This window comes from Rhizobium sp. 16-488-2b, assembly GCF_017741815.1.
Lineage (GTDB): Bacteria > Pseudomonadota > Alphaproteobacteria > Rhizobiales > Rhizobiaceae > Rhizobium.
The window spans coordinates 45,596-69,845 of the sequence record NZ_JAGHMF010000012.1; the positions used below are offsets into that span (position 1 = coordinate 45,596).

General features: G+C 62.9%; 25 protein-coding genes and 1 riboswitch. Of the genes, 9 read left to right on the plus strand and 16 right to left on the minus strand.

The window, feature by feature from the left end:
* Positions 1-76 precede the first annotated feature (76 nt).
* The 6 genes from J5286_RS12240 to crcB form a co-directional block, all read right to left on the minus strand.
* Positions 77-1,609, minus strand: coding sequence for an acyl-CoA carboxylase subunit beta (locus J5286_RS12240; protein ID WP_209190556.1), 1,533 nt, complete (start codon positions 1,607-1,609; stop codon positions 77-79).
* A 23-nt stretch (positions 1,610-1,632) separates the two neighbouring features.
* Positions 1,633-2,109 (minus strand): hypothetical protein, encoded by a 477-nt coding sequence (locus tag J5286_RS12245; protein WP_245205904.1) that lies wholly within the window; start codon positions 2,107-2,109, stop codon positions 1,633-1,635.
* Between the two features lie 69 nt (positions 2,110-2,178).
* Complete coding sequence (locus J5286_RS12250) at positions 2,179-2,973, minus strand: ATP12 family chaperone protein (protein WP_209190557.1); 795 nt, start codon at positions 2,971-2,973, stop codon at positions 2,179-2,181.
* An 8-nt stretch (positions 2,974-2,981) separates the two neighbouring features.
* Positions 2,982-3,635 (minus strand): HAD-IA family hydrolase, encoded by a 654-nt coding sequence (locus tag J5286_RS12255; protein WP_209190558.1) that lies wholly within the window; start codon positions 3,633-3,635, stop codon positions 2,982-2,984.
* Positions 3,632-4,624, minus strand: coding sequence for an RluA family pseudouridine synthase (locus tag J5286_RS12260; protein ID WP_018902332.1), 993 nt, complete (start codon positions 4,622-4,624; stop codon positions 3,632-3,634). Before J5286_RS12260 ends, J5286_RS12255 begins: the two co-directional genes overlap by 4 nt.
* A 112-nt stretch (positions 4,625-4,736) precedes the next feature.
* Positions 4,737-5,114: a fluoride efflux transporter CrcB gene (gene crcB / locus J5286_RS12265; protein ID WP_209190559.1), complete on the minus strand. Its 378-nt coding sequence runs from the start codon at positions 5,112-5,114 to the stop codon at positions 4,737-4,739.
* Positions 5,115-5,335: 221 nt separating this feature from the next.
* Here crcB and J5286_RS12270 point away from each other — a divergent pair, with 221 nt between their 5' ends.
* Positions 5,336-5,731, plus strand: a complete 396-nt coding sequence (locus J5286_RS12270; protein ID WP_209190560.1) for a hypothetical protein — start codon at positions 5,336-5,338, stop codon at positions 5,729-5,731.
* An 18-nt stretch (positions 5,732-5,749) separates the two neighbouring features.
* Here J5286_RS12270 and J5286_RS12275 read toward each other — a convergent pair whose 3' ends face one another.
* Positions 5,750-5,908 carry a hypothetical protein gene (locus tag J5286_RS12275; protein ID WP_209190561.1) on the minus strand — a complete coding sequence of 53 codons (159 nt, stop codon included), beginning with the start codon at positions 5,906-5,908 and terminating at the stop codon, positions 5,750-5,752.
* Between the two features lie 202 nt (positions 5,909-6,110).
* Here J5286_RS12275 and J5286_RS12280 point away from each other — a divergent pair, with 202 nt between their 5' ends.
* The 6 genes from J5286_RS12280 to J5286_RS12305 all read left to right on the plus strand — a co-directional run bounded on the left by J5286_RS12280 (position 6,111) and on the right by J5286_RS12305 (position 12,880).
* Positions 6,111-6,380: a hypothetical protein gene (locus tag J5286_RS12280; protein ID WP_018902329.1), complete on the plus strand. Its 270-nt coding sequence runs from the start codon at positions 6,111-6,113 to the stop codon at positions 6,378-6,380.
* Between the two features lie 113 nt (positions 6,381-6,493).
* Positions 6,494-6,585: riboswitch (glycine riboswitch) on the plus strand.
* Between the two features lie 150 nt (positions 6,586-6,735).
* Positions 6,736-7,872 (plus strand): glycine cleavage system aminomethyltransferase GcvT, encoded by a 1,137-nt coding sequence (gcvT, locus tag J5286_RS12285; protein ID WP_209215348.1) that lies wholly within the window; start codon positions 6,736-6,738, stop codon positions 7,870-7,872.
* 422 nt (positions 7,873-8,294) lie between these two features.
* Positions 8,295-8,657: a glycine cleavage system protein GcvH gene (gcvH, locus tag J5286_RS12290; RefSeq protein ID WP_209190563.1), complete on the plus strand. Its 363-nt coding sequence runs from the start codon at positions 8,295-8,297 to the stop codon at positions 8,655-8,657.
* Positions 8,657-11,521, plus strand: a complete 2,865-nt coding sequence (gene gcvP / locus J5286_RS12295; protein WP_209190564.1) for an aminomethyl-transferring glycine dehydrogenase — start codon at positions 8,657-8,659, stop codon at positions 11,519-11,521. Before gcvH ends, gcvP begins: the two co-directional genes overlap by 1 nt.
* Before the next feature lie 397 nt (positions 11,522-11,918).
* Entirely contained in the window at positions 11,919-12,566 is a 648-nt protein-coding gene (locus tag J5286_RS12300; protein WP_209190565.1) for an alpha/beta hydrolase, read from the plus strand.
* A 41-nt stretch (positions 12,567-12,607) separates the two neighbouring features.
* Positions 12,608-12,880 carry a DUF982 domain-containing protein gene (locus tag J5286_RS12305; protein ID WP_209190566.1) on the plus strand — a complete coding sequence of 91 codons (273 nt, stop codon included), beginning with the start codon at positions 12,608-12,610 and terminating at the stop codon, positions 12,878-12,880.
* 12 nt (positions 12,881-12,892) lie between these two features.
* On the opposite strand, the gene J5286_RS12310 is transcribed toward J5286_RS12305, so the two are convergent.
* Complete coding sequence (locus J5286_RS12310) at positions 12,893-13,366, minus strand: cupin domain-containing protein (RefSeq protein ID WP_209190567.1); 474 nt, start codon at positions 13,364-13,366, stop codon at positions 12,893-12,895.
* A 209-nt stretch (positions 13,367-13,575) separates the two neighbouring features.
* Here J5286_RS12310 and J5286_RS12315 point away from each other — a divergent pair, with 209 nt between their 5' ends.
* Both J5286_RS12315 and J5286_RS12320 read left to right on the plus strand, forming a co-directional pair.
* Entirely contained in the window at positions 13,576-13,764 is a 189-nt protein-coding gene (locus J5286_RS12315) for a hypothetical protein (protein WP_209190568.1), read from the plus strand.
* A gap of 74 nt (positions 13,765-13,838) precedes the next feature.
* Complete coding sequence (locus J5286_RS12320) at positions 13,839-15,692, plus strand: ABC transporter ATP-binding protein (RefSeq protein ID WP_209215349.1); 1,854 nt, start codon at positions 13,839-13,841, stop codon at positions 15,690-15,692.
* A gap of 9 nt (positions 15,693-15,701) precedes the next feature.
* Here the strand turns inward: J5286_RS12320 and J5286_RS12325 are convergent, their stop codons facing one another.
* The 8 genes from J5286_RS12325 to J5286_RS12360 form a co-directional block, all read right to left on the minus strand.
* Positions 15,702-16,376, minus strand: a complete 675-nt coding sequence (locus tag J5286_RS12325) for a VIT1/CCC1 transporter family protein (protein ID WP_209190570.1) — start codon at positions 16,374-16,376, stop codon at positions 15,702-15,704.
* Positions 16,377-16,845: 469 nt separating this feature from the next.
* Positions 16,846-19,200, minus strand: coding sequence for a methyl-accepting chemotaxis protein (locus J5286_RS12330; RefSeq protein ID WP_209190571.1), 2,355 nt, complete (start codon positions 19,198-19,200; stop codon positions 16,846-16,848).
* Between the two features lie 1,090 nt (positions 19,201-20,290).
* Complete coding sequence (locus J5286_RS12335; RefSeq protein ID WP_209215350.1) at positions 20,291-20,911, minus strand: LysE family translocator; 621 nt, start codon at positions 20,909-20,911, stop codon at positions 20,291-20,293.
* Between the two features lie 160 nt (positions 20,912-21,071).
* The gene (gene sufA / locus J5286_RS12340; RefSeq protein WP_113011327.1) at positions 21,072-21,464 is read right to left on the minus strand and encodes a Fe-S cluster assembly scaffold SufA; all 393 of its coding nucleotides are present in this window, start codon (positions 21,462-21,464) and stop codon (positions 21,072-21,074) included.
* A 92-nt stretch (positions 21,465-21,556) separates the two neighbouring features.
* Entirely contained in the window at positions 21,557-21,844 is a 288-nt protein-coding gene (locus J5286_RS12345) for a type II toxin-antitoxin system RelE/ParE family toxin (protein ID WP_280638472.1), read from the minus strand.
* Positions 21,844-22,119 (minus strand): ribbon-helix-helix domain-containing protein, encoded by a 276-nt coding sequence (locus J5286_RS12350; RefSeq protein WP_209190574.1) that lies wholly within the window; start codon positions 22,117-22,119, stop codon positions 21,844-21,846. Before J5286_RS12350 ends, J5286_RS12345 begins: the two co-directional genes overlap by 1 nt.
* A 47-nt stretch (positions 22,120-22,166) precedes the next feature.
* Positions 22,167-22,547 carry an SUF system Fe-S cluster assembly protein gene (locus tag J5286_RS12355; protein ID WP_018902236.1) on the minus strand — a complete coding sequence of 127 codons (381 nt, stop codon included), beginning with the start codon at positions 22,545-22,547 and terminating at the stop codon, positions 22,167-22,169.
* Positions 22,548-22,559: 12 nt separating this feature from the next.
* Complete coding sequence (locus tag J5286_RS12360; protein WP_209190575.1) at positions 22,560-23,798, minus strand: cysteine desulfurase; 1,239 nt, start codon at positions 23,796-23,798, stop codon at positions 22,560-22,562.
* Positions 23,799-24,250: the final 452 nt, after the last annotated feature.

The window sequence follows — 24,250 nt, forward strand, 5'->3', positions numbered from 1 at the left end:
AAACAGAGAAGTCACGATTTTCGGCCCTTTCATCACATCCGCTTGATTTTCATCACTTTTCCACGACTTATTCACCTTAGAGGGGAATATTGTCGTGCTTCTTCCAGGGATTGGTAAGATCCTTGTTGCGCAACATCTTTAATCCACGCGCCAGCCGACGCCGTGTCGAGTGCGGCATGACCACCTCGTCGACATAGCCGCGCTCGGCCGCCACGAACGGTGACAGGAACCGCTCCTCGTACATCCTGGTATGTTCGGCGATCTTTTCGGGATCTGAAATGTCCTTGCGGAAGATGATCTCGACCGCGCCCTTGGCGCCCATCACCGCGATCTGCGCCGTCGGCCAGGCATAGTTGAGATCTCCTCGCAGATGCTTCGAGGCCATGACATCGTAAGCCCCGCCGAACGCCTTGCGGGTGATCACCGTGAGCTTCGGCACCGTCGCCTCGGCATAGGCGAAGAGCAGCTTCGCCCCGTGCTTGATCAGCCCGCCGTACTCCTGCGCCGTCCCGGGCAGGAAGCCCGGCACGTCGACGAAGGTGACGATCGGGATGTTGAAGCAGTCGCAGAAGCGCACGAAGCGGGCGGCCTTGCGTGAGGCATCGCTGTCGAGCACGCCGGCCAGCACCATCGGCTGATTGGCGACGAAGCCGACCGTCGAACCCTCGATCCGCCCGAAGCCGCAGACGATGTTCCTGGCGAAACTCGCCTGGATCTCGAAGAAATCCCCCTCGTCCGCCGTCTTCAGGATCAGTTCCTTGATGTCGTAAGGCTTGTTGGCATTAACAGGCACCAGCGTGTCCAGCGACGCATCCGCATCGGTCACCGACTGGTAACATTCGATCTCCGGCACCGGCGATGTGTTCGATTGCGGCAGGAGATCGATCAACCGGCGCACCTGCAGCAGTGCCTCGACATCGTTGTCATAGGCGCCGTCGGCGATCGAGGATTTCGTCGTGTGCACCGAGGCGCCGCCGAGCTCTTCCGCCGTCACCGTCTCGTTGGTCACGGTCTTGACGACGTCAGGGCCGGTCACGAACATGTAGGAGGTGTCGCGCACCATGAAGATGAAATCGGTCATCGCGGGCGAATAGACGTCGCCCCCGGCGCAAGGCCCCATGATGACGGAAATCTGCGGAATGACGCCCGAGGCGAGCACATTGCGCTGGAACACCTCGGCATAGCCGCCGAGCGCTGCCACGCCTTCCTGGATGCGCGCGCCGCCCGCGTCATAGATCCCGATGATCGGCGCGCGGTTCTTCAGCGCCATGTCCTGGACCTTGATGATCTTCTCGGCATGCGCCTCCGACAGCGAGCCGCCGAAGACGGTAAAATCCTTGGCGAAGACGAAGACCGTGCGGCCGTTGACAGTGCCCCAGCCAGTCACCACGCCGTCGCCGGCGATCCGGCTCTTCTCCATGCCGAAATCGTTGGAGCGGTGTTCGACGAACATGCCGAACTCCTCGAAGGAACCCTCGTCGAGAATGAGGTCGATACGTTCGCGCGCGGTCAGCTTGCCGCGCTTGTGTTGCGCCTCGATGCGTGTGTCGCCGCCGCCCTTGCGAGCGATGTCACGGCGACGTTCGAGCTCTTCGAGAATTTCCTTCAAGGCGTCCTCCCGTTGCGGCGCGCTTATTCCGAGCCCGGGCTGAGCGTGAAGATCGACCGGATACGCGCTGCGATGTTTTCAGCAAGAATTTCTTCGGATGCATCGGAAAGGTTCGAGCGGCTGAGCACGTCGAACGTCGACACGGCGATCACGGTGCCGTCTTCGACCGAGGCCGCGTCGACCGTTATCTTCGCCGAGCTCTGGCTCTTGTCGTAGCCCTGCCCCGTCGTGACGGAGACGACGCGGATGGTGAGCACGACGCGCGGATAGACCTCGGTGCGAACGGTGGCGTTGATCGCCTTGTTGACGCGATCGCCCACACCCGCAAGCACGGCCGGCGGCACCTTCGGTCCGGACAGGACCACAGCGCTGCGCACGTCATAGATCGGCCCCGGCGGCTCCTTCGGCATCAGCGAGCCGCAGGAAAACAGCGCCAAAGCCGAAACGAGCGCAAAAAACGATAGTAAAACTTTGGAAATGACCGACTGAAACGCATTCATGACGAAAAACCGCATCCACCCCACTAAGAGTCGCGATCTTCGCCATAAAGACGGTCATGGCAATCTATTTCAGCCCTTCAGTGCCAAAAAAGCGCGCGTCGCGGCCAGAAAATCGATGAAACGCAGCGCGCGGCGTTCTTCCGCCTCTTCGTCGCTGCCCCAGTGCTCGATCGTCCAGTCTTCTTCGAGATGTGCCAGCGACCAAACCTCGTTTTCGTCGAGCTCGCCTTCGGCAAAAGCCAGCGCCAGAAGCGCCGATCCCGTCAGCGTCGTGATCGTGTGCAGCACGGCGAGCGCGATCGCATTGTCGTGCTTGCGCAGTCCCGCCGAAAATGCCGCAATCGCGCTCTGCGGCTGCTGCTGATGCACGATGCCCTCGGCGAGAATGAAGCGCGCGCCGAGCGCGTTCGACGCCCAGTCGAGCACCGGATCCCAGAGCTTGGTCTGCCGCGCCACCAGTTCTTCCGGCCCTTCGGCGCGGTAGCAGAGCATGTCGGTACCGGAAAAGCGCAGAATGTCTTCGAACACCGCCTGCGTGTCAGTTGCAACACCATCGATCGCGGTATTGATCAGCTTGGTCAACGGCATGGAGCCCGGATCGATCTCGTCGCCCTGCGCCTTCCACTCGTCGGCCATCAGCTCGGCAAGCTTGCGCGTCGGAGCCGCCAGGAGATTGCGGGCCGGCGTGCGCACGGCCTTGCCGTCGAGTTCCACGACGAAGCCGGCTTCGGTCCCTTGGGCCTCGCTTATCGAGACGTCCTTGTAGAAACGCTTCGGCAGCGGCTTCTTCATCTGGATCTGCGCGCGGCGGATCGGATCGGGATGGCTCAGCCCCTCGGACAGGTCGTTCAACAGATCACGCATGGCTCACCTCAGGAAAAATGCTTCAGTATATCGGCCGGATGGTAGGCGATGGTATCGGCGCCGGCCGCAATCAGATCGTCGACGCTGGCGTAACCCCAGGACACGCCGATCGCCGTGGCGCCCGCCGCCTTTGCCATCTGCATATCGTAAATCGCGTCACCGATGACAATGGTATCGGCGGCATTCATCCCCGTTTCATTGCAGCATTCCGTCACCATGGCCGGATGCGGCTTCGACGGACAATCGTCTGCTGTGCGCGACACGATAAAATCGCGGGAAAATCCGTGCGTCTCCAGAACATGCACCAGCCCGCGACGCGACTTGCCGGTGACGGCGCCGATCAGCACCTCGTCCTTTTCCGCCAGCGTGCGGATCAGCTCACTGATGCCATCAAACAGCGGCACGTCGACGCCGGCTTCGGCGCGCACATCGGCGTAGATCGCCTTGTAATGCGCCGTCATCGCCACCGCCTCGTCGTCCACATGCGGCTTGCCCTGCATGCGGGCGATTGCGATGTCGAGCGTCAGCCCGATGATCGCCTTGGTCTGCGAGATATCAGGCCGGTCATGACCGAAATGCACGAAGGTGCGCGCCATCACCTCATGGATCAGCGCGGCGCTATCCACAAGCGTTCCGTCGCAATCGAACAATGCCAGTTTCATTCAAAGTCTTCCCGATCCGCCTCAGCCAGGTCGAGGCCGAGCAGGTTCCAGGTCTGGACCATGTGCGGCGGCAGCGGCGCGGTCACCCGCAGGCGCCCGCCATTCGGATGCGGAATGTCGATCTTGCGGGCGTGCAGGTGCAGCCGCTTCTGGATACCGCCGGGGAAATCCCAGTTGTGGTCGTCGTCGAAATATTTGGGGTCGCCGATAATCGGATGGCCGATATGCAGCGCGTGGACGCGCAGCTGGTGCGTACGGCCGGTATAGGGCTCCATTTCCAGCCAGGCGAGGTTCTGCGCCGCCGTCTCGCGCACCTTGTAATAGGAGATCGCGTGATCGGCGCCCTCCTCGCCATGCTTGCAGACCCGCATCCGGTCTCCGTCAGGCGTCTGTTCCTTCACCAGCCAGGTCGAGATCTTATCCTCGTGCTTGCGCGGCACGCCCTTCACCAACGACCAGTAGGTCTTCTTGGTATCGCGCTCGCGAAACGCCGCCGTCAGCTTCTGCGCGGCACCGCGCGTGCGGGCGATGACGAGCACGCCCGAGGTGTCGCGGTCGAGACGGTGCACGAGGCGCGGCTTCTCGCCCTTCGGGCTCGTCCAGGCCTCCAGCATCTTGTCGATGTTGCGCGTCACACCGGACCCGCCCTGCACGGCAAGGCCGGCCGGCTTGTTGAGCACGATCACCTTGTCGTCCTCATGCAGCACCATGCGCTGCAGCAGCTCGTAGTCGCCGCCGTGCTTCAGATCATGGCTGGCGATCGGCCCGGCCTTCTTGGCATCGACATCAAGCGGCGGCACGCGCACCACCTGCCCCGGCTGCACGCGCGCATCGGTCTTCACGCGACCGCCATCGACACGCACCTGGCCGGAGCGCATCAGCTTCTGCAGCGGACCGAATCCGAGGCCGGGATAGTGGATCTTGAACCAACGATCGAGGCGCATGCCCGCCTCGTCGGCTTCGACGGTAATATGTTCAATGCCAGCCATGTCTGTACTTTCGGAAAGAGTTGCCGGCACCAGGCGCGGCCTTTGCCGCTGGCTTTAGAGCATTTTACGCAAAAACGGAAACCTGAATCTCAGAGGACGTCAGATCCCCCTCTCAGATCAACGCCCGCATGATCGCAAGCCCGGCAAAAACCGCCGCCATCGACAGCCCCACGCTCGCCACCATATAGACCGCCGCCGACGCCATCGCTCCGCGCTCGATCAGCGAGATGGCATCCAACGAAAAGGCGGAGAACGTCGTAAAGCCACCGAGAAACCCGGTAATCAGCAAAAGCCGCAATTCGTTCGACGCATTGAAACGCCGCGCGATCAGCTCTGCGAAAACACCGATGACGAAACAACCGACAACATTGACGACAAGCGTCCCCCACGGAAAGTTCGGGCCCATCAGCCGCAACGACCACTGGCCGACAAAATAGCGAAGCACGGAACCGATGGCGCCGCCGACGGCGACGAGAAGAGCCTGGATCATACAGCTTCTGTAGCGCAGGCTGGATGCGTTGCCAATTGACCACTATCGTTCACCTGCCCGCATTCTCCACCAACCATTCACAATAGCCGCAATTCCGCCATTGACCGATGACACGGAAGTAGCAACGTATGATTGCATAACCCTGATCACCCAGCCTCGAGGAACCACGATTGGCAACACGACGAAAATGGCTGTACGCAGCGTCGGCGTGGATGGTGCTTGTGATCGTCTCGATCACCGCGATGGCACTCTATGATGAAGCGCCCGGGCAACTTCGTTCGATGCTCAAGATCAAGGAACTCCCGGTATCGGCGAAGAATATCAAGTGCACAGGACCATTCGTCATAACGGACGCTCTGGTAACGTGCGGCTTCGAGATTGAGCCTGACGACATGGCTTCGATGCTGGCCGGCTGGCGTTTCTCCGTTGAAAAGGCCCGCCGCAGTTCTCGGAGCGTGGACTATATCGACAACGACCTCCGCTCCGAATTCACACCATTCAAGGCGAACGACATCTATCGCGCCGATGACGATCAGTTTGGACCCGCCGGAGGCCACCTGTTCGTCGTCATCGACAAGGAGAGGCGCAACGCCTTGGTAGACCTCTATATCGAATAGCGGGTGGCCAGTTCACCCTCAATAGCTGCACGGCCGGTCGTTGTTGAAGCCGTAGGCGCAGGCCGAATTTAGCGGCATGCTGGCATCGCGGCTCTGTTCCGTCGTGGTGCAGGCCGTGGCCATGAAGGCGGTGACGACAAGCGCTCCCGCCAAGGCAAGAGAGTGAAAACGGCGCATCTGAACTCCTCCTTTGAAGGACCGGCACTATTCTGTTGTTGAGTAATGCAAGAAGTAACGAGGCAATGAGACAGATATAGAGGCGCACTACATTTGCACTATAGCGTAAAAACTCAAATCCGGCGCAAGAACCATCACAAAAGGTAATATTTTAGCGATGTTCTTAGCGGCGCGGGAAGGTCCGCCGTCCTAAATCTGTCACATGACAGTTCTGGTTGGTTCCATTTCGGCAAGTACGGCGGCCGCGGCGTTTGAAGCGCTGCGCATTCCCCCGCGCGTCTCCGCCAGCACCGCCGCCAAGGATGCCCGCAAGGTGGCCGACATCAAGCGCCGGACCGATGCCGGCCAGGATACCGATGAATCCGCCGCCGTTATCAACTCCACCGAAGTCGCGCTCGACCTGATGACCATGGGCCAGCGCCAGCCGCAGGCCGCCCTGCAGCAGGCTCTCAAGCTTTACGAAGAAGACTGAGACCACCCGTCTCGTTCAATCCGAAATTCGACCGGCGAAGAAGCCCGCGACAAAAAATTGCTTGCCGGCGACATTCCCCCTTGCCAAGCACCGCCATCGCCAGATAATTGCGCTCAACCTTGTTGGGAGAAGCCGGCTCGTCGCAGCCGGTGCCGAAGGAGCAACCGCCCCGGAAACTCTCAGGCAAAAGGACCAGCAAGGGGCAGACGGAACTCTGGAGAGACGCGTTCTCGAAACGCGCGCCGAAGGGATAACAATCTCAGGCAAACAGACAGAGGGGGCTCGAAACAAGGCGCAACCGCGCCCGAATATTGAGCCCGCGCATGGAACCCACGCGCAAACACCGGAGGCGTCCTTGGACGATACTGCTGCCCTGAAGAAAACCCCGCTGCATGACCTGCATCTGTCGCTCGGCGCCCGCATGGTACCGTTTGCGGGCTATGACATGCCGGTGCAATATCCGGCCGGCGTCATGAAGGAACATCTGCAGACCCGCGCAGCCGCCGGTCTCTTCGATGTCTCCCACATGGGCCAGGTCGTCATCAAGGCGAAGTCGGGCAAGTATGAAGATGTCGCGCTCGCGCTCGAAAGCCTCGTTCCCGTCGATATCCTCGGGCTGGCCGAGGGACGCCAGCGCTACGGTTTCTTCACCGACGACAATGGCGGCATCCTCGACGACCTGATGATCACCCATCTCGACGACCACCTCTTCGTCGTCGTCAACGCCGCCTGCAAGGATGCCGACGTCGCGCATCTCAAGAAGCACCTCTCCGACACCTGTGACATCACCGTGCTCGACCGCGCGCTTATCGCGCTGCAGGGTCCGCGCGCCGTCGAGGCCCTGGCCGAACTCTGGGCCGATGTCGCCGCCATGAAGTTCATGGACGTGCGCCACTGCCGCCTGCACGACGTCTCCTGTCTCGTCTCGCGCTCCGGCTACAGCGGCGAGGACGGCTACGAGATCTCGATCCCCTCGGACATGGCCGTCGATGTCACCAAGCGGTTGCTTGAGCATCCCGACGTCGAGCCGATCGGCCTCGGCGCCCGCGACAGCCTGCGCCTTGAAGCCGGCCTCTGCCTCTACGGCAACGACATCGACACCACCACGACCCCCGTCGAGGCAGCCCTCGTCTGGGCCATCCAGAAGGCCCGCAAGACCGGCGGCGCCCGCGCCGGCGGCTTCCCAGGCGCTGAGCGTATCCTCTCCGAACTCGACCACGGCGCCACCCGCCGCCGCGTCGGCCTGAAACCCGACGGCAAGGCGCCGGTGCGCGGCCACGCCAAGCTCTATGCCGACCAGGAAGGCAAGACCGAGATCGGCGAAGCCACGTCAGGCGGCTTCGGCCCGAGCGCCGAAGGCCCTGTCGCCATGGGCTACGTGCCGGTCGCGTCTGCCAACGTCGGAACGGTCGTCTACGCCGAGGTTCGCGGCAAGTACCTGCCGGTGACAGTCGCCGCACTTCCCTTCGTCACGCCGACCTACAAGCGATAAGACCATGAGCGCGGCGGCGATCCATATCGTTGCACTGCCTGTTCGGGCGCACTGTTCGCAGGCCGCCGTCGCTGGCGATGTGCGCGGGATACCCCCCTCTGCCCTGCCGGGCATCTCCCCCACAAGGGGGGAGATCGACCAGCGGCGGACGTGTCGCCAAACGGTGAGCGTGGAGCGAGGGGGTGCTGTTAGCGTTGCGCGTGGGGTACCCCCTCTGTCCTGCCGGACATCTCCCCCACAGGTGGGGAGATTGGCTGGGCGCATCCGCTCGCTCTACCTTCATTGTTTGGCGCTGCCCTCCCCACTCGCCGATCTCCCCCCTTGTGGGGGAGATGTCCGGCAGGACAGAGGGGGGTATCGCCAGGCACAGCCTTCAGTACCTACACCACCCAAACACCCCATTCCCCAGAGAGGACCATCCCATGCTGAAATTCACCGAAGAACATGAATGGCTGCAGATCGAAGCCGGTGTCGCCACCGTCGGCATCACCACCTATGCCGTCGAGCAGCTCGGCGATCTGGTGTTCGTGGAACTGCCTGAAGTCGGCGCCACCTTCGGCAAGAACGACAACGCGGCCACCGTCGAATCCGTCAAGGCCGCATCGGATGTCTACTGCCCGCTGGAAGGCGAGATCACCGAAGTGAACCCTGCCATCGTCGCCGATCCGTCGCTGGTCAATTCCGACCCGCAGGGCGCCGGCTGGTTCTTCAAGCTGAAGCTCGCCAACGCCGCCGATGCCGACGGCCTGCTCGACGAAGCGGCCTACAAGGAGCTCACCGCGTAATGACGACGCCGACGGAATTCCAGTTTACCGACTACCAGCCCTACGACTTCGCCAATCGTCGTCACATCGGCCCCTCGCCGGCCGAAATGACCGATATGTTGAAGGTCATCGGCTACAACAGCCTCGACGGGCTGATCGACGCGACCGTGCCGCCCTCCATCCGCCAGAAGGCGCCGCTCCTCTGGGGCGCGCCGATGACGGAGCGCGAGGCGCTCGACAAGCTGCGCGAAACCGCCAACAAGAACAAGGTTCTGACCTCGCTGATCGGCCAGGGCTATTACGGCACGATCACGCCGCCGGTCATCCAGCGCAACATCCTGGAAAACCCCGCCTGGTACACGGCCTACACGCCCTACCAACCGGAAATCTCCCAGGGCCGCCTCGAGGCGCTCCTGAATTACCAGACGATGATCTGCGACCTGACCGGCCTCGACGTCGCCAACGCCTCGCTGCTCGACGAAGCGACGGCCGCTGCCGAAGGCATGGCCATGGCCGAGCGCGTCTCCAAGTCGAAGGCCAAGGCCTTCTTTGTCGACGCCGCCTGCCATCCGCAGACGATCGAGCTGATCAAGACCCGCGCCGAGCCGCTCGGCTGGAGCGTCGTCATCGGCAACCCCTTCACCGATCTCGACCCTGTCGACGTCTTCGGCGCCATCTTCCAGTATCCGGGCACGCACGGCCATGTGCATGATTTCACCGGCCTGATCTCGCGCCTGCACCAGACCGGCGCCATCGCCATCGTCGCCGCCGACATCCTGGCGCTGACGCTTCTGAAGTCGCCTGGCGAAATGGGTGCCGACATCGCCATCGGCTCGTCGCAGCGCTTTGGCGTTCCCGTCGGCTATGGTGGCCCGCACGCGGCCTACATGTCGGTCAAGGACGCCCACAAGCGCTCCATGCCCGGCCGTCTCGTCGGCGTCTCGGTCGATGCCCGCGGCAATCGCGCCTACCGCCTGTCGCTGCAGACCCGCGAACAGCACATCCGCCGCGAAAAGGCGACGTCGAACATCTGCACCGCGCAGGTTCTGCTCGCCGTCATGGCCTCGATGTACGCCGTCTTCCATGGTCCCAAGGGCATCAAGGCGATCGCCCAGCAGGTCCACCAGAAGGCCGTGCTGATGGCCAAGGGTTTGGAGAAGCTCGGCTACACCATCGAGCCTGAAACCTTCTTCGACACCATCACCGTCGATGTCGGCCACATGCAGGGCGTCATCCTGCGCGCGGCGGTCGCAGAAGGCGTCAACCTGCGCAAGGTCGGCGCCACCAAGATCGGCATGAGCCTCGACGAGCGCACCCGCCCGGCGACGCTGGAAGCCGTCTGGCGCGCCTTCGGCGGCAACTTCGCCGTTGCCGATTTCGAGCCGAGCTATCGCCTGCCCAAGGGCCTCGCGCGTACCAGCGAGTACCTGACGCATCCGATCTTCCACATGAACCGCGCCGAAAGCGAGATGACGCGTTACATCCGTCGTCTGTCGGACCGCGATCTGGCGCTCGACCGTTCGATGATCCCGCTCGGCTCCTGCACGATGAAGCTCAACGCCACGGCGGAAATGCTGCCGATCACCTGGCCCGAGTTTTCGGATATCCATCCCTTCGTGCCGGCTGACCAGGCGCTCGGCTATCGCGAGATGATCGACGACCTGACCGAAAAGCTCTGCGCCGTCACCGGCTACGACGCCTTTTCCATGCAGCCGAACTCCGGCGCGCAGGGCGAATATGCGGGCCTGCTCACGATCCGCAACTACCACATCGCCAACGGCAACGGCCACCGCGACGTCTGCCTCATCCCGACGTCCGCGCACGGCACCAACCCGGCATCCGCCCAGATGGTCGGCATGAAGGTCGTGGTCGTCAAGGTTCGCGAAAACGGCGACATCGACCTCGACGACTTCCGCGCCAAGGCCGAGCAGTATTCGGAGAACCTCTCCTGCTGCATGATCACCTACCCCTCGACGCACGGCGTGTTCGAGGAAACGGTGAAGGAGATCTGCGATCTCGTGCACAAGCACGGCGGCCAGGTCTACCTCGACGGCGCCAACATGAACGCCATGGTCGGCCTGTCCCGCCCTGGTGACATCGGCTCCGACGTCAGCCACCTCAACCTGCACAAGACCTTCTGCATCCCGCATGGCGGCGGCGGTCCCGGCATGGGCCCGATCGGCGTGAAGTCGCATCTGGCGCCGCATCTTCCCGGCCATCCGGAAACCGACGGTCGTTCGGGTGCTGTGTCGGCAGCAGCCTTCGGCTCGGCCTCCATCCTGCCGATCTCCTGGAGCTACTGCCTGATGATGGGCGGCGAAGGGCTGACGCAGGCGACCAAGGTGGCGATCCTCAACGCCAACTACATCGCCGCCCGGCTGAAGGGCGCCTACGACGTGCTCTACAAGTCCGAGGCCGGACGCGTGGCGCATGAGTGCATCATCGACACACGTCCGCTGGTCGACAGCGCAGGCGTGACCGTCGACGACGTCGCCAAGCGCCTGATCGACTGCGGCTTCCATGCGCCCACCATGAGCTGGCCGGTTGCCGGCACGTTGATGATCGAGCCGACGGAATCGGAAACCAAGGCCGAACTCGACCGCTTCTGCGAGGCCATGCTGGCGATCCGCCAGGAAGCCCGCGACATCGAGGAAGGCCGCTCCGACAAGGCCAACAACCCGCTGAAGAACGCCCCACACACGGTCGAAGACCTCGTCGGCGAATGGGATCGCCCCTATTCGCGCGAACAGGCCTGCTTCCCCCCCGGCGCCTTCCGCGTGGACAAGTACTGGTCCCCGGTCAACCGCGTCGACAACGTCTTCGGCGACCGCAACCTGATCTGCACCTGCCCGCCGCTGGAATCCTACGCCGAAGCGGCCGAGTAAGGATACGACATCGAAACGCCCGGCTTTGTCCGGGCGTTTTGGTGTTTGGGGGATGGTTGGTCGGGTCGAGGACTGACGGACGAGGAGCGTGATACCCATCATCGCCAACCCATTGATCGAGCGCCACAATCCTCGCTCGACCGTCATCCTCGGGCTTGTCCCGAGGATCTGCCAACGTCCATCAAAACCGTTACGGTCATGGACAAAACCACCGCTGGCACCCGCGCCAATTTATCCGCACCCTTGCATTCCGAGCAACGTGCTTAGATCCTCGGCACGAGGCCGAGGATGACGCCGTGGGGATCCTAACGTCCGGGAAACGTCAGACGAAGGGTCAACCACACTCGCAACGATCGTGGACCAAAAACCCAACCGACAACAGGAAGCCAACACCCCAATGCCCGACCTCAAAGGCTTCCACTACCGCGCAACCTCAACCGCCGACGCCGGCCCACCGCTCCTCCTCCTGCACGGCAGCAGCCGCGACGAGACCGAACTCCCGCCGCTGGCGGAAACCGCCGCACCCGGCTGGCCATACCTGTCGCTGCGCGGCCCCATCCCATGGGAGAGCGGTTACGCCTTCTTCCGCCGCAACCCCGACCGCACGCTCGACCAAAGCGACCTCGCGCTCCAGACCGGGCGCCTCCGCACCTTCCTCCAAGCAGCCATTGAGACCGGCCTGATCGCGCGCCCACCGATCCTCTTCGGCTTCTCCAACGGCGCCATCATCGCCGCCTCCCTCATGATCCGCGATCCCGATATTGCGGCCGGCGCCATCCTCGTCCGCCCGCTCTCGCTCGATCCCGACGCGATCATCCCGTCGATGCCAGCCAAGCCCGTCCTCATCCTCTCCGGCGATCGCGACGACCGCCGCTCCCCTGAGGACGCCACCCGTATCGCCAGCCAGTTCCAGGCCGCAGGTGCCGACGTCACCAGCCATTCGTCACCCACTGATCACCATCTCCACGACGACGAACCCGCCATCATCGGCCAATGGCTGGCATCCCGCGTCTTTCCGCTTGCCCACACCCGCCCGCCGCTTTAAGCAGGCCGCCACGCGACAACAGACAACAGGCGACCGGTCTCATGGCAAAATCCGAAGGCGATCTCACCCAGCAGCCCTGGCCGCAGCCCGTCACGCTGGCGCTCGAAGAACCCGGCCAGTACGTCACCATCGCGACCACCCAGGCCGCTTCATGGGCGATGATCGAGGACTGGCCAACGGAAGACGGCCCCGCGCTCGACAAGGCGCTTCTCGTCTGCGCCGACGTCATCAAGGGCAAGCGCAGCAACGAGGATGCCCGCAAGGCCTTCATCGCCGCCGCCATCGAGGCAGGCATCGATATCAAGAAGGACTGAGCAGCTAGGCTGTTACTCAGTCGGCACCGTCAGCGGCGGCCCCAGAAACTCCACGTCCCACGTCTTGGCGAAGACATTGAGCGCCGCCGTATCCGGCCGCCCATCGCGCATGACATCGGCAAGCCCGAGGAAGAAGGCCCGCGCATCAAGCCCGGGCGCAATCAGGATATACTGCCGCGCCGGCCGATCGGTGACATTGACGAAGGCATGCGCCGCACCTCCCGGCACGGTCACGACATCGCCCTCCTCGGCGTAGAACTGCTCGCCATCCACCTCGAACAGATACCGCCCCTCCATCACCCGGAAGACCTCGGTCTCCTTGTGTCGATGGCGCGGCGGACCGAAGCCCGGGGCGTTGACCGTGTCGATGAAACAGAACGCGCCATCCGTCGTGGACGGATCGACCCGCACGCCGAGCGCCAGCCCGATCGCCGGTATCTTGATGACCTCTTCGGTCGATTTGGAATGAGACGTCTGGATGGCCATGGCAGATTGTCCTCGGGCGGATTGAGACATGCGGCGCAACAGATTGCAGGCAGAAGCCCTACCAAGCCGCCGCCAGCTTCCATAGCAAAAACATGCACGCAGCGCGCGCCAAGCGCCACGCCGCAAACGCTTGATACCCGCTGAGATTGCTCTAATCTTCCCTAGTCCGCATGTTCACGCCGCTTTTCATACAGCCGAGGGAGCACTGCATGTCGCCTGTCATCCGCATGATCGCCCAGGAAACAGCGCTTTCCGCCCTGATATCCGCCGTCGCCGTCATCGGCCTGCCGAAGCTTTTCGATCCCGCCGCCCCCGTCAATTACCCGTTGGCAATCGGCGTCTTCGCACTGATGTCGCTCGCCTTCGCCGCCTACGAACTCCTCGTGCGCCGCCGCTAGTCACCACCTCAAGACATGTCAACCACCGGGACTGTTCGAGTGAGCCCGTCATCCCCCAACAGACCCGAGAGCCGATGTCGATTTCAGATGCGATCTACCGCCCCTTCGAGCGCCTGATCCGGCCGCTCGACATCCCCTACCGGCCTCTGCCGTCAAAGGGACCGGTCGCCGTCCTCCTGCACTTCATCATGATGTTCCGAGGCGTGCTGATCGCGCTGGCGGTTTCATCCATGGCCATTGAGGCGATGAACCTCACCATGGTTTGGGGCCTCTCCGTCATCGTCGACGGCGTCACACAGAAGGGCGCGGCACCCTTCCTTCGCGACGAATGGCCGCTCCTGACATTCCTCGGGTTGCTGATCTTCCCGGCCATGCCGATCGCCTCCTTTCTGGTCAACACGCTGACCTCGCACACGCTCGGCGTCGGCATGCCCGCCGCCATCCAGTGGCAGGGACACAAGGCGGTGGAGCGGCAGGATCTCGCCTTTTTCCACGATCTCTACGCCGGCCAGGTCGCCTCGCGGCTGCAGCAGGTGTCGTCGGCCGTGCAGCAGCAGATCATCGCCGCATTCCAGTCGATCCCGCGTTTCTTGCTTCAGATGGTCGGCTCCGTGGTGTTGCTCAGCGCACTCTCCTGGCAGCTCGCGCTGCCCGCCGCCATCTGGATGGCGCTCAACGTCGCGCTGGCGGTCAAGATGGCGCCCGTCTTCACCGAGCGCTCGCGCCGCACCGCCAAGCAGCGCAGTCTTGTCGCCGGCGCCATCACCGATCTCTACACCAACATGCAGATGATCAAGCAGTTCGCCGCCGAAGACAGCGAGGCTGGCGCGATCCGCCGCGTCATCGGCAAGTCGGTCAGCACCCAGCACAGCGAGCAGCGCATCTACCGCACCTCCGAGCTCATCGTCGTGGCGCTGAACATGCTGCTCTGGCTGGCGATGGTCTCGATCGGCTTCACCGGTCTCGTGCATCAGTTCCTGACGATCGGCGAGTTCGTCGGCGCCATCTATGTGCTCCACCGCCTCTCCGGCCACACCTTCACCTTCCTGCAGATGGGCCAGCAGATCTTCCAGGCGATCGGCACGATCAAGGACGCCATGCCGGTCATGACGACGCCACCCACCATCACAGACCGTGAAGGTGCGGTCGATCTAGACGTAACCCGAGGCGAAATCCGCTTCGACGACGTGAGTTTCGCCTACAAGACCGGCAGGCCTGTCATCGAAAACCTCCAGCTATCAGTTCGTCCCGGCGAAAAGGTCGGCCTCGTCGGCCTCTCCGGCGCCGGCAAGACGACGCTGGTCAGCCTCCTCCTGCGCTTCTACGACATCGGCTCGGGCGCAATCCGCATCGACGGGCAGGACATCCGCGACATCACCCAGGCAAGCCTGCGCCGCAACATCGGCGTCATCGCGCAGGACGTGGCGATGCTGCACCGCTCGGTCGGCGACAACATCCGCTACGGCCGGCCGGAGGCAGCGCGCGCCGAGATCGAGGAAGCGGCGGAAACGGCGAGCGCCGACGCCTTCATCGCCGAACTTCGCGACGCGGACGGCCGCGAGGGCTACGACGCCTATGTCGGCGACCGCGGCATCAAGCTCTCCGGCGGCCAGCGCCAGCGCGTGGCGATCGCCCGCGTTCTCTTGAAGGACGCGCCGATCCTCGTCCTCGATGAAGCGACCTCTGCGCTCGACACCGAATCCGAAGCCGCCATCCAGCAAAAGCTCGACCTGGTGATGCGCGGCAAGACCGTCATCGCCATCGCCCACCGCCTCTCCACCATCGCCATGATGGACCGCATCGTCGTGCTCGATCAGGGCCGCATCGTCGAACAAGGCAGCCCGGCGGAACTCGCCGAAGGCGACGGCCTCTTCGCGCGCCTCTGGAAACGCCAGACCGGCGGCTTCATCCCTGAGGAGATCGGCTAGATCGTTGTCTCAGCCACCCAGCGCCACGGCAATGCCGACCATCGCCAGCCCAAGGCACGTCATGGTCACACCCGCATAAAGCGGCCGCCCGCCGGAAAAGCGCGCCCAGGCATAGCCGGTGAAAAACAGAAGCCCGATCAGCAGCAGATTGCTCACCCTCAACGCGCGCTCGGCACTGTCAATCAGAAAGAACGGGATCACCGCCGGAATGGCCGTGGCCGCGACCAGAACGAACACCGCCACCGCCGCACGCAGATCGCTTCCTGTCAACGAAATCCTTGCCGGCTCGGACCGGGCGGTAAGCGCCAGCAGCGACCGGTAGAGTGCCTCCGCATCGGCATCGTCGACGGCAAGCGCCGCGCCCTCGGTCGGAAACTCATTGCGGATCACGGCTAGCGCCGTGGCCTCGTCCCGCGCCGCCCTGACCTGCCGGAACAGGTGCAACCGCCGGGTCCTGAAGAACGTCGTCCCCAGAATGCGCAATACCGCGTCGATAATGCCCCAGGCGACATTGCATCCGAGCGTGGAGATGACCAGCCCGCGAACATCCAGCCCCTCCTCCTGCATCACCAGCCGCGAACCGACCGTCCAGGTCAGCGCCATGATCAGCCCGAAGAGCACTTCGGCGAGCGCGTCGCCGGGATCGAGATCGTCGAATATGGATGAGATCGTCTTCAGCGCCACGGCATCGTTCCAACCGGCAACCTCCACCCGTCGCCCTGCCGGGATGCGACGGCGCACTATGGTCGAAATGGGCGATCTCTTCATTGAGTGGGATCAAGGAACGAGCCGAAGGATGACGCCGAGAATGGACACGGCGTTCGTAACCTATTGACGTGGTCAAGCTTTCCTCTTGCTCGGCGTCATCCTCGGCCTTTGTGCCGAGGATCTAAGCACGTCTCCAGGAATGCAACGGTCATGGATCACCCATCCGAGCCAAAATCCATGCACGTACAGTCCAGACCAACCCTCGGCAGATCCTCGGGACGAGCCCGAGGATGACGTCGCGAATGGGGATTACACCGGGAAAACAAAACGTTACAGAATTCCGACCTCACCGAACCCCGATACGGCGCGCGTCTCTCCCGCACAAAACGCAAAACGCCCGAACCAAAGGTCCGGGCGCCCGCTCATTCAGCCTCAGAAGCCGTCCTCAGAACTCTTCCCACTCGTTGTTGGCAACAGCCGCGTTGCCATGGCTGGCATACACAGGCGCCGCCGCACGCGGTGCCCGCGTCGGCGCAGGCGCAGCTGCCCGTGCCGGGGCGGCCGGTTCCTGCATGCGGCGGGCGACGTCGCGCAGTTGCGCGGTGCGGCTGCCGAGCTGGAAGGCGCCGATCAGCGTGCTGAGGTTGGTGCTCTCCTGCGCCAGACCGGCGCCCGCCGCATTCATCTCCTCGACCATCGCGGCGTTCTTCTGCGTTGCCTGGTCCATGTGGTTGACGGCGGTGTTGACCTCGCCGAGACCGACGGACTGCTCCTGCGCGGCCGTCGCAATCGCATCCATATGCGTGTTGACGTGCTGTACCAGCTGCTCGATCGCCGTCAGGCCCTCGCCTGTTTCGTTGACCAGCCGCACGCCCTCGGAGACGGCGACGGCGGAGTTGCCGATCAGGCCCTTGATCTCCTTGGCCGCATTGGCCGAGCGCTGCGCCAGTTCGCGCACTTCCTGCGCAACCACGGCGAAACCCTTGCCGGCTTCACCGGCGCGTGCCGCCTCGACGCCGGCATTCAGCGCCAAGAGGTTGGTCTGGAAGGCGATCTCGTCGATAACGCCGATGATCTTGCTGATCTGCTGCGCGGAATCCTCGATCCGGCGCATGGCTTCCACGGCGTTGCGCACGACGGAGCCGGAGTGTTCGGCGCGGCTGCGGGTTTCGCGCACCGCGTCGCGCGCCTCGCCGGTCCGCTTGGACGTGGCGACGACGTTCGAGGTGATCTCCTCGAGTGCGGCGGCGGTTTCCTCCAGCGAGGCCGCCTGCTGTTCGGTGCGCTTGGCGAGATCGTCGGACGCGCCGGAGATTTCGCTGCTGCCGTTGCGAACCATGTCGACCGCGCTGCCGACGCCGACAAGCGCCTGGCGAAGCTGGATTACCGAGGTGTTGAAGTCATGGCGCAGCGCTTCGAACTGCGGCGCGAACGCCGTGTTGAGCTCGCAGGTCATGTCGCCAGCGGCCAGCAGCTTGAGGCCGGAGGCCAGCGCTCCGGTTGCCTGGTTGAGGCGGATTTCAGCCTCTTCCTCGGCACGACGCTGCACTTCGATGCGCTCGCGCTCCGACTGCTGGCGATTGACCTCGGCCTCGGCTTCCAGCTCCTTGTTGCGGATGGCGGCAAGACGGAACACTTCGACCGAGCGGGCCATGTTGCCGATCTCGTCGCCGCGCTCGGCGTAGGGAACCAGAATGTTGGTGTGACCGTCGGAGAGAACGCTCATCGCGGTCGTCAAGCGTCCGATCGGACGAACGACGCGGAAGACGACGATGACGAAGGCGGCAACCGTCACGGCAAGCGTGGCAACCAGCATCAGGCTGTAGAATATGAGCGTCGCAAGTGCTGCCTGGCGCGTCGCCTCGGCCTTGGCGGCCAGCGCGTCCATCGCCAGCGAAGCGACGTCGCCGATCGTGCCGAGTGCTTTCGTTGCTTCCGTGCGCCACTGGTCGATGCCCATCGTCGAAGGACGATCGTGCGTCAGATCGGCAAGGATACCGGCGCGCTTGTCGGCGAACGGTCCGGAGAAGTATGTCGTGTCCGCGGTCGCGACCGCGCTCTTGATCGCCTCGGGAACGGAGGGGTGATTGGCGAGAATCTTGGTCGATGCCCACGCGAAAGCGATGCGCACGTCGCCGGCGACAAGCTCGGGGGCTTCCTTCGCGGTCAGCGCCCGGTTGCCCGAGATCGCGCCGTTGACCGCAACCGTTGCCGAGCCGCCGGCAGCGCGCGCCGACCATGCGAAGTAGCGCAGCTGCACCAGATCCATCAGCGAATTGTCGAGGGTCCGGATTTCGGATTCGGTGGCAGCCGACGTCGTCTCCAGCTTGGCGAGGAAATCGCTGCCGAAGGAAAGGACGCGTGGCGCAAGCGATGCATCGCGCTGGTCGACGGGCTTGGCCAGCTCGGCATCGACAGAAGAACGCAGAGAAACCAGAGAGGCGTAGCCGGCATCAAGATCGGCGAGCACTGTCTTCAATGTGTCCGTGCTGAGGTCGGCCGAGATGTCCTTCACCTCGGTAAGCGCCGCATCGACGATCGCCCGTTGCTTGCGCACGCTCTCCATGCTGCCCGCGGCGTCGGCGGTGGAAAGCGTAAGCGCGGTCGCGCTGTCGCCGCGTTCGCTACGGAAGGCCAGGAGTGCCTGGAACAGCGCCTTGTCGAGCTGCGCATTGGCCGCGACTTGGCCGTTATTCGAATATGTGGCGTGCGACGAAAGAAGCTTGCTGGTCACCAGAGCGGTCAGCCCGGCTGAAATCACAAGAACGACGGCAATCAAAACATTACGGATCGAAAACAATTCGGCCTCCAATGAGCGAAATATCGATCACGGATATCCGTTTTGTGCAGTTAACATTGAACTAATTTCTAATGACCGGATTTACCTGCAAGAAACCACAGGAAATGTGCTTGGCGCGAAGTTGAACAGAGCGAACGACAAGCAACGCCACCCATCTTGAGCTGTATTTTGGCGCAATTAGTATGATAATACGTTTCAATACTATCGAGAGTGGCGACAAAGCCTCTCGCATGGCGTGCATCGGCTCTATGGATCGAGAGGTTAGCGCTCAGGGCTGCCGAGATCGGCGGAACGGTGATGAAAATCCGCATCGCTTCAATGAAATCAGCGTCCTAATCGTTTTTTCATCCCCACGCTCACCGCCTGCACGAAACTCACCCCGTCCCGTCTTCGGATACACCGGTTGCGTTACCGGCGAGGCGGAACCGGCGCTTTCGGGAAGCCCCTGACGCAGGGTGAAACGAGGGGCGTCGCGGAATGGTCCCGCCAGCGAAGAGTTGGCGTGCGGGTGCACAGGTCGGTTCGCCGATACCACGCGCCTATGCACATAAGGGACGGCGACTGGCCGACCGTTGAGCTCGAAAGGGTTTTGCGGAACGGCGCCGGGGTGCCGCGGGCGACAGGTCCGCGGAGGCCCTCCCGGCGTCGATCAAGACGGCCCTTCGGGATGCCCGGGGAGCGAAAGCCTCAAGAACAAGAACAACCCCGCGAGCATATCTCTGAAAAGATGCCGATCACCCGGTAAAGGAACCAGGACACGACTGCAGACCGCCGAACGGGGCGCCGGAAGGTGTCAATAAAACTAAACTATTTACGAGGCAGCTTCTGGCGCCCCGTCCGTTCCAGTGCCGTATCAACCGGGGGTAAAGCCTGCCGGAGTAGAGGCATGTGTGAGGGGTGAAAAATGGCTAACGTCAGCGCCAACAGCCCCCTCATCTGCCTGCCGGCATCTTCTCCCCGCTGGGGAGAAGGGACACTCGGCAGGCCGCTCGCTCCATCTCCCCTTCGCCCCATAGGGGAGAAGGTGGCCCGAAGGGTCGGATGAGGGGGCCTCACGGTACAACGCCAGCCCCTCTCCTCCACAAAGCCCTCAGTCAAGCAACGTATAGGCAGCCGAGCCAAGCGCCACGATGCCGAAGACAATCAAAAGCCAGCTCGTCGCCCGCATCACCGTCGTTGTGAAATCCTCGGACAACCGATCGCGCGCCAGGCTGACGGCGCCGCTCAAGAAGAACCACCAGGCCAGCGAGCCCGCAAACACGCCGCCGACGATCGCAACCGAACTGAAGCGCCTCGTCTCGTCGAGCAGGCCGAAGCCGGCGAACAGCGTTCCGAAGGAAAGGATCGTCGCCGGATTGGAAATGGTAAGCAGAAAGGTCGCGACCGTGGTGGCGAAGAGCCCACCTGCCCTGATCTCCGCCGCCTCGACCGGATCGTGCGTCAGCCCGCGCCAGCCGAGAAACAGCAACAGCAATCCGCCGCCGATCGCCAAAGGCAAGGTCGCCATCGACATGGCCTCGGCGAACACGGCAATGCCCGTCACCGCCACCAGCGCATAGCTGGCGTCCCCAATCGCCGTGCCGAAGCCACAGGAAAAACCGGCCAGGAAGCCGCGCTCCAGCGTGCGGTTGATGCACAGCATGCCGATCGGTCCAAGCGGCGCGGTGATGATGACACCCAGCACGGCGCCCGTGAGAAACAGCAGAAGCATATGGCGGTCTTAAACGCTCTGGCGCGCACCGCAACGAAAAAAGCCGCCGAAACCGGCGGCCTGTGACGAAATGCTCACGACAAGATGCCCGTGAGCCAAAGCCGATATAAACTACCGGCAGAGATTGAATGGCGGCAATGAGCGACCGCCTTCGCTTTGTTTACCGCGCCGGCACCACCGCATCGCCGCGCGCGGCCAAGGCAGCCAGATCGGCAGGCTTCAGCTCGACCGATTCGCCGCATCCGCAGGCGGACGTCTGGTTCGGATTGGTGAAGGTAAAGCCGGAGCGCAGCGTCGTCTGCTCGAAGCCCATCTCGGTGCCGAGCAGATAGAGAACCGCCGATGGCTCGATCCAGACGCTCGCACCATCGCGCTCGATCAGGTCGTCCTTGGCGTTGGGTTCGGTGACGAGATCGATGGTATATTCCATCCCCGCGCAGCCGCCCTTCTTGATCCCGACGCGAATCCCCTTCGCCTCCGGTCCCGAATTCTCGACGATCGCCTTCACCCGCGCCGCCGCGGTGTCGGTCATGCTCATGACTGCAAAGCCCATAGGCCCATTCTCCTTCCGCAACCGGGTTCAAGGTCCGGTGCTTCCATTGCAAATATGTAGTCGCTCGCGAGCGATCGATCAACAGGCCGACCTCACCGCATCTGTTTCGGCCAATCGCGGGCGGCATGGATGACGCGAAGTATCACCACGTGCCGCGCTGCAATCTGGTAGAAAATCAGGTAATTCCCCTTGGGGAAGAGCCGCAGTTTCCGTTTCAAAGTCGCCCTTAAGACGCCCGTGCCCGGAAAATCCCCCAGCATCGCAAATGTCTCATAGAGATCCGCCTGCCACTTCAAGGCGGCGGCCGGATTATCCTCGCCGATATGGACCATGATATCGTAGATATCGTCTTCCGCCCTCGGATGAAGGCGACAGGCCATTACGGCTTATCCCCGAATTCCTGAATGAACCGACTGCGCAAACGCACAAAGGATTCTTCGCCATCAACAGGTTCGCCGCTCTCCAAGCCTTCGTCGATCAAGAGGTCGATTTCGTCAGGCGTGTAGCCGTAAATCAGTTGGCCAGACTGCCATTGGTCAAGCGCAGCAAGAAGCACATCGCCAGCCGAGCCGAATTGCCCCGAACTGACCGCAGCATTCACCGCGTCAGACATTTCAGGCGTGAGCTCCACGCTGATGATTTCACGGCTGCCCATTGGCAAAGCTCCTTTTCAACCAGCACCATGCTAGTCGAAACCACCGATCAATACCAGCCGACCGCCACCTGCGCCTCTTCCGACATCCGGTCCGGCGTCCACGGCGGATCGAAGGTCATCGCGACTTCGACGCCCGAGACGCCCTCGACGGAACCGACGGCGTTTTCCACCCAGCCGGGCATCTCGCCGGCGACGGGGCAGCCGGGGGCCGTCAGCGTCATCATGATCTTGACCATGCGGTCGTCCTCGATGTCGATCTTGTAGATCAACCCAAGTTCGAAGATGTCGGCGGGAATTTCTGGGTCGTAGACCGTCTTCAGCGCCATGATGACATCGTCGCTGAGGCGCGCCAGTTCATCTTCTGGAATGCTGGAATGCACGATGCCTTCGCGCACGTCGATCTTCTGTTCGCTGTCGTCCAAACTCATGCGGACCACTCCTTATGCAAAGAATTTGCGCGCATACTCAAGCGCATCGGCCAGGGCATCCACCTCGGCGCGGGTATTGTACATGCCGAAGGATGCACGGCATGTGGAGGTGACGCCGAAGCGTTTCAAGAGCGGCATGGCGCAATGCGTGCCGGCCCGAACGGCGACACCACGCCGGTCGATCACGGTCGAGACGTCATGGGCATGCAACCCCTCGATCTCGAAGGAGAAGATGCCGCCCTTGCCCGGCGCATTGCCGATGACGCGCAGCGAATTGATGTCGCGGAGCCGCTCGGTGGCGTAGGCCGCCAGATCAGCCTCGTGCCTGGCGATGGCATCGCGTCCGACCTTGTCCATGTAGTCGAGCGCATAGCCGAGCCCGATCGCCTGCACGATCGGCGGCGTGCCGGCCTCGAAGCGGTGCGGCGGATCGTTGTAGGTGACGGCATCCTCGGTGACCTCGAAGATCATCTCGCCGCCGCCCTGGAACGGCCGCATCGCCTTCAATCGATCCTTCTTGCCGTAAAGCACGCCGATCCCCGAGGGACCGTAGAGCTTGTGGCCGGTCATCACGTACCAGTCGCAATCTATATCCTGCACGTCGACAGGCATGTGAACAGCGCCCTGCGAGCCATCGACGAGCACGGGAATGCCGCGCTCATGCGCAATCCGGCAGATCTCCTTGACCGGAACGACCGTTCCCAGCGCATTCGACATATGCGTGATGGCGACGAGCTTGGTGCGATCGGTGAGGCTCTTTTCGAACGCCTCGATATGGAAGGCCCCCTCGTCGTCGACGGGAACCCACACAAGCTTGGCGCCCTGCCGCTCGCGGATGAAATGCCAGGGCACGATGTTGGAGTGGTGCTCCATGATCGAGATGACGATCTCGTCGCCCTCGCCGATATTCGGCATGCCCCAGCCATAGGCGACCGTGTTGATCGCTTCGGTCGAGGACTTGGTGAAGATAATGTCGTCAACAGAAGGCGCGTTCAGGAAGCGGCGCACCTTTTCGCGCGCGGCTTCATACGCTTCGGTGGCGGCGTTGGACAGGAAATGCAGGCCGCGATGCACATTGGCGTATTCGTTGGAATAGGCATGGCTGATCGCGTCGATCACCACCTGCGGCTTCTGGGCCGAGGCGCCGTTGTCGAGATAGACCAGCGGCTTGCCGTACACTTCCTTCGCAAGGATCGGGAAATCCCTGCGAATGGCGTCAACGTCATAGGCGGCCGGTGCAGTCTGATCCATGTCAGGCCCTTTCATATCGCGCTTCTGCGCCGTCATCCTCGCGCTTGTCCCGAGGATCCAATCACGTTTCCACTCGTCGCAACGGTTGTGGACAAATTCACGACCGTCGAACTCCCGGCAGGCGGCAGCAGATCCTCGGGACAAGCCCGAGGATGACGCCGTGCGCGAGGCGAACCTGCCGCCACACCAACCGCCACGTCGGCGACGACATTACAGCGAGGGCACATGCGCCATCGCCAACCATCGTCTCCCTGCACGAACTCTTACGGCCGTCATCCTCGGGCTTGTCCCGAGGATCTAAGCACGTCTCCGCTCGTCGCAACGGTTGTGGACAAATCCACCACCGTCGAAATCCCGGCTGGCAGCAGCAGATCCTCGGGTCAAGCCCGAGGATGACGTCGCGTGTGGGGCGAACCCGCCGTCACACTGGAGACGACATCATGGCAAGGCCA

Excerpts from the sequence above, each read along its gene's own strand:
- J5286_RS12245 (WP_245205904.1), bottom strand. The coding sequence starts at position 2,109 with ATGAATGCGTTTCAGTCGGTCATTTCCAAAGTTTTACTATCGTTTTTT.
- J5286_RS12250 (WP_209190557.1), bottom strand. The coding sequence starts at position 2,973 with ATGCGTGATCTGTTGAACGACCTGTCCGAGGGGCTGAGCCATCCCGAT.
- J5286_RS12255 (WP_209190558.1), bottom strand. The coding sequence starts at position 3,635 with ATGAAACTGGCATTGTTCGATTGCGACGGAACGCTTGTGGATAGCGCC.
- J5286_RS12260 (WP_018902332.1), bottom strand. The coding sequence starts at position 4,624 with ATGGCTGGCATTGAACATATTACCGTCGAAGCCGACGAGGCGGGCATG.
- crcB (WP_209190559.1), bottom strand. The coding sequence starts at position 5,114 with ATGATCCAGGCTCTTCTCGTCGCCGTCGGCGGCGCCATCGGTTCCGTG.
- J5286_RS12275 (WP_209190561.1), bottom strand. The coding sequence starts at position 5,908 with ATGCGCCGTTTTCACTCTCTTGCCTTGGCGGGAGCGCTTGTCGTCACC.
- J5286_RS12280 (WP_018902329.1), top strand. The coding sequence starts at position 6,111 with ATGACAGTTCTGGTTGGTTCCATTTCGGCAAGTACGGCGGCCGCGGCG.
- gcvH (WP_209190563.1), top strand. The coding sequence starts at position 8,295 with ATGCTGAAATTCACCGAAGAACATGAATGGCTGCAGATCGAAGCCGGT.
- gcvP (WP_209190564.1), top strand. The coding sequence starts at position 8,657 with ATGACGACGCCGACGGAATTCCAGTTTACCGACTACCAGCCCTACGAC.
- J5286_RS12300 (WP_209190565.1), top strand. The coding sequence starts at position 11,919 with ATGCCCGACCTCAAAGGCTTCCACTACCGCGCAACCTCAACCGCCGAC.
- J5286_RS12305 (WP_209190566.1), top strand. The coding sequence starts at position 12,608 with ATGGCAAAATCCGAAGGCGATCTCACCCAGCAGCCCTGGCCGCAGCCC.
- J5286_RS12310 (WP_209190567.1), bottom strand. The coding sequence starts at position 13,366 with ATGGCCATCCAGACGTCTCATTCCAAATCGACCGAAGAGGTCATCAAG.
- J5286_RS12315 (WP_209190568.1), top strand. The coding sequence starts at position 13,576 with ATGTCGCCTGTCATCCGCATGATCGCCCAGGAAACAGCGCTTTCCGCC.
- J5286_RS12320 (WP_209215349.1), top strand. The coding sequence starts at position 13,839 with ATGTCGATTTCAGATGCGATCTACCGCCCCTTCGAGCGCCTGATCCGG.
- J5286_RS12335 (WP_209215350.1), bottom strand. The coding sequence starts at position 20,911 with ATGCTTCTGCTGTTTCTCACGGGCGCCGTGCTGGGTGTCATCATCACC.
- sufA (WP_113011327.1), bottom strand. The coding sequence starts at position 21,464 with ATGGGCTTTGCAGTCATGAGCATGACCGACACCGCGGCGGCGCGGGTG.
- J5286_RS12345 (WP_280638472.1), bottom strand. The coding sequence starts at position 21,844 with ATGGCCTGTCGCCTTCATCCGAGGGCGGAAGACGATATCTACGATATC.
- J5286_RS12350 (WP_209190574.1), bottom strand. The coding sequence starts at position 22,119 with ATGGGCAGCCGTGAAATCATCAGCGTGGAGCTCACGCCTGAAATGTCT.
- J5286_RS12355 (WP_018902236.1), bottom strand. The coding sequence starts at position 22,547 with ATGAGTTTGGACGACAGCGAACAGAAGATCGACGTGCGCGAAGGCATC.
- J5286_RS12360 (WP_209190575.1), bottom strand. The coding sequence starts at position 23,798 with ATGGATCAGACTGCACCGGCCGCCTATGACGTTGACGCCATTCGCAGG.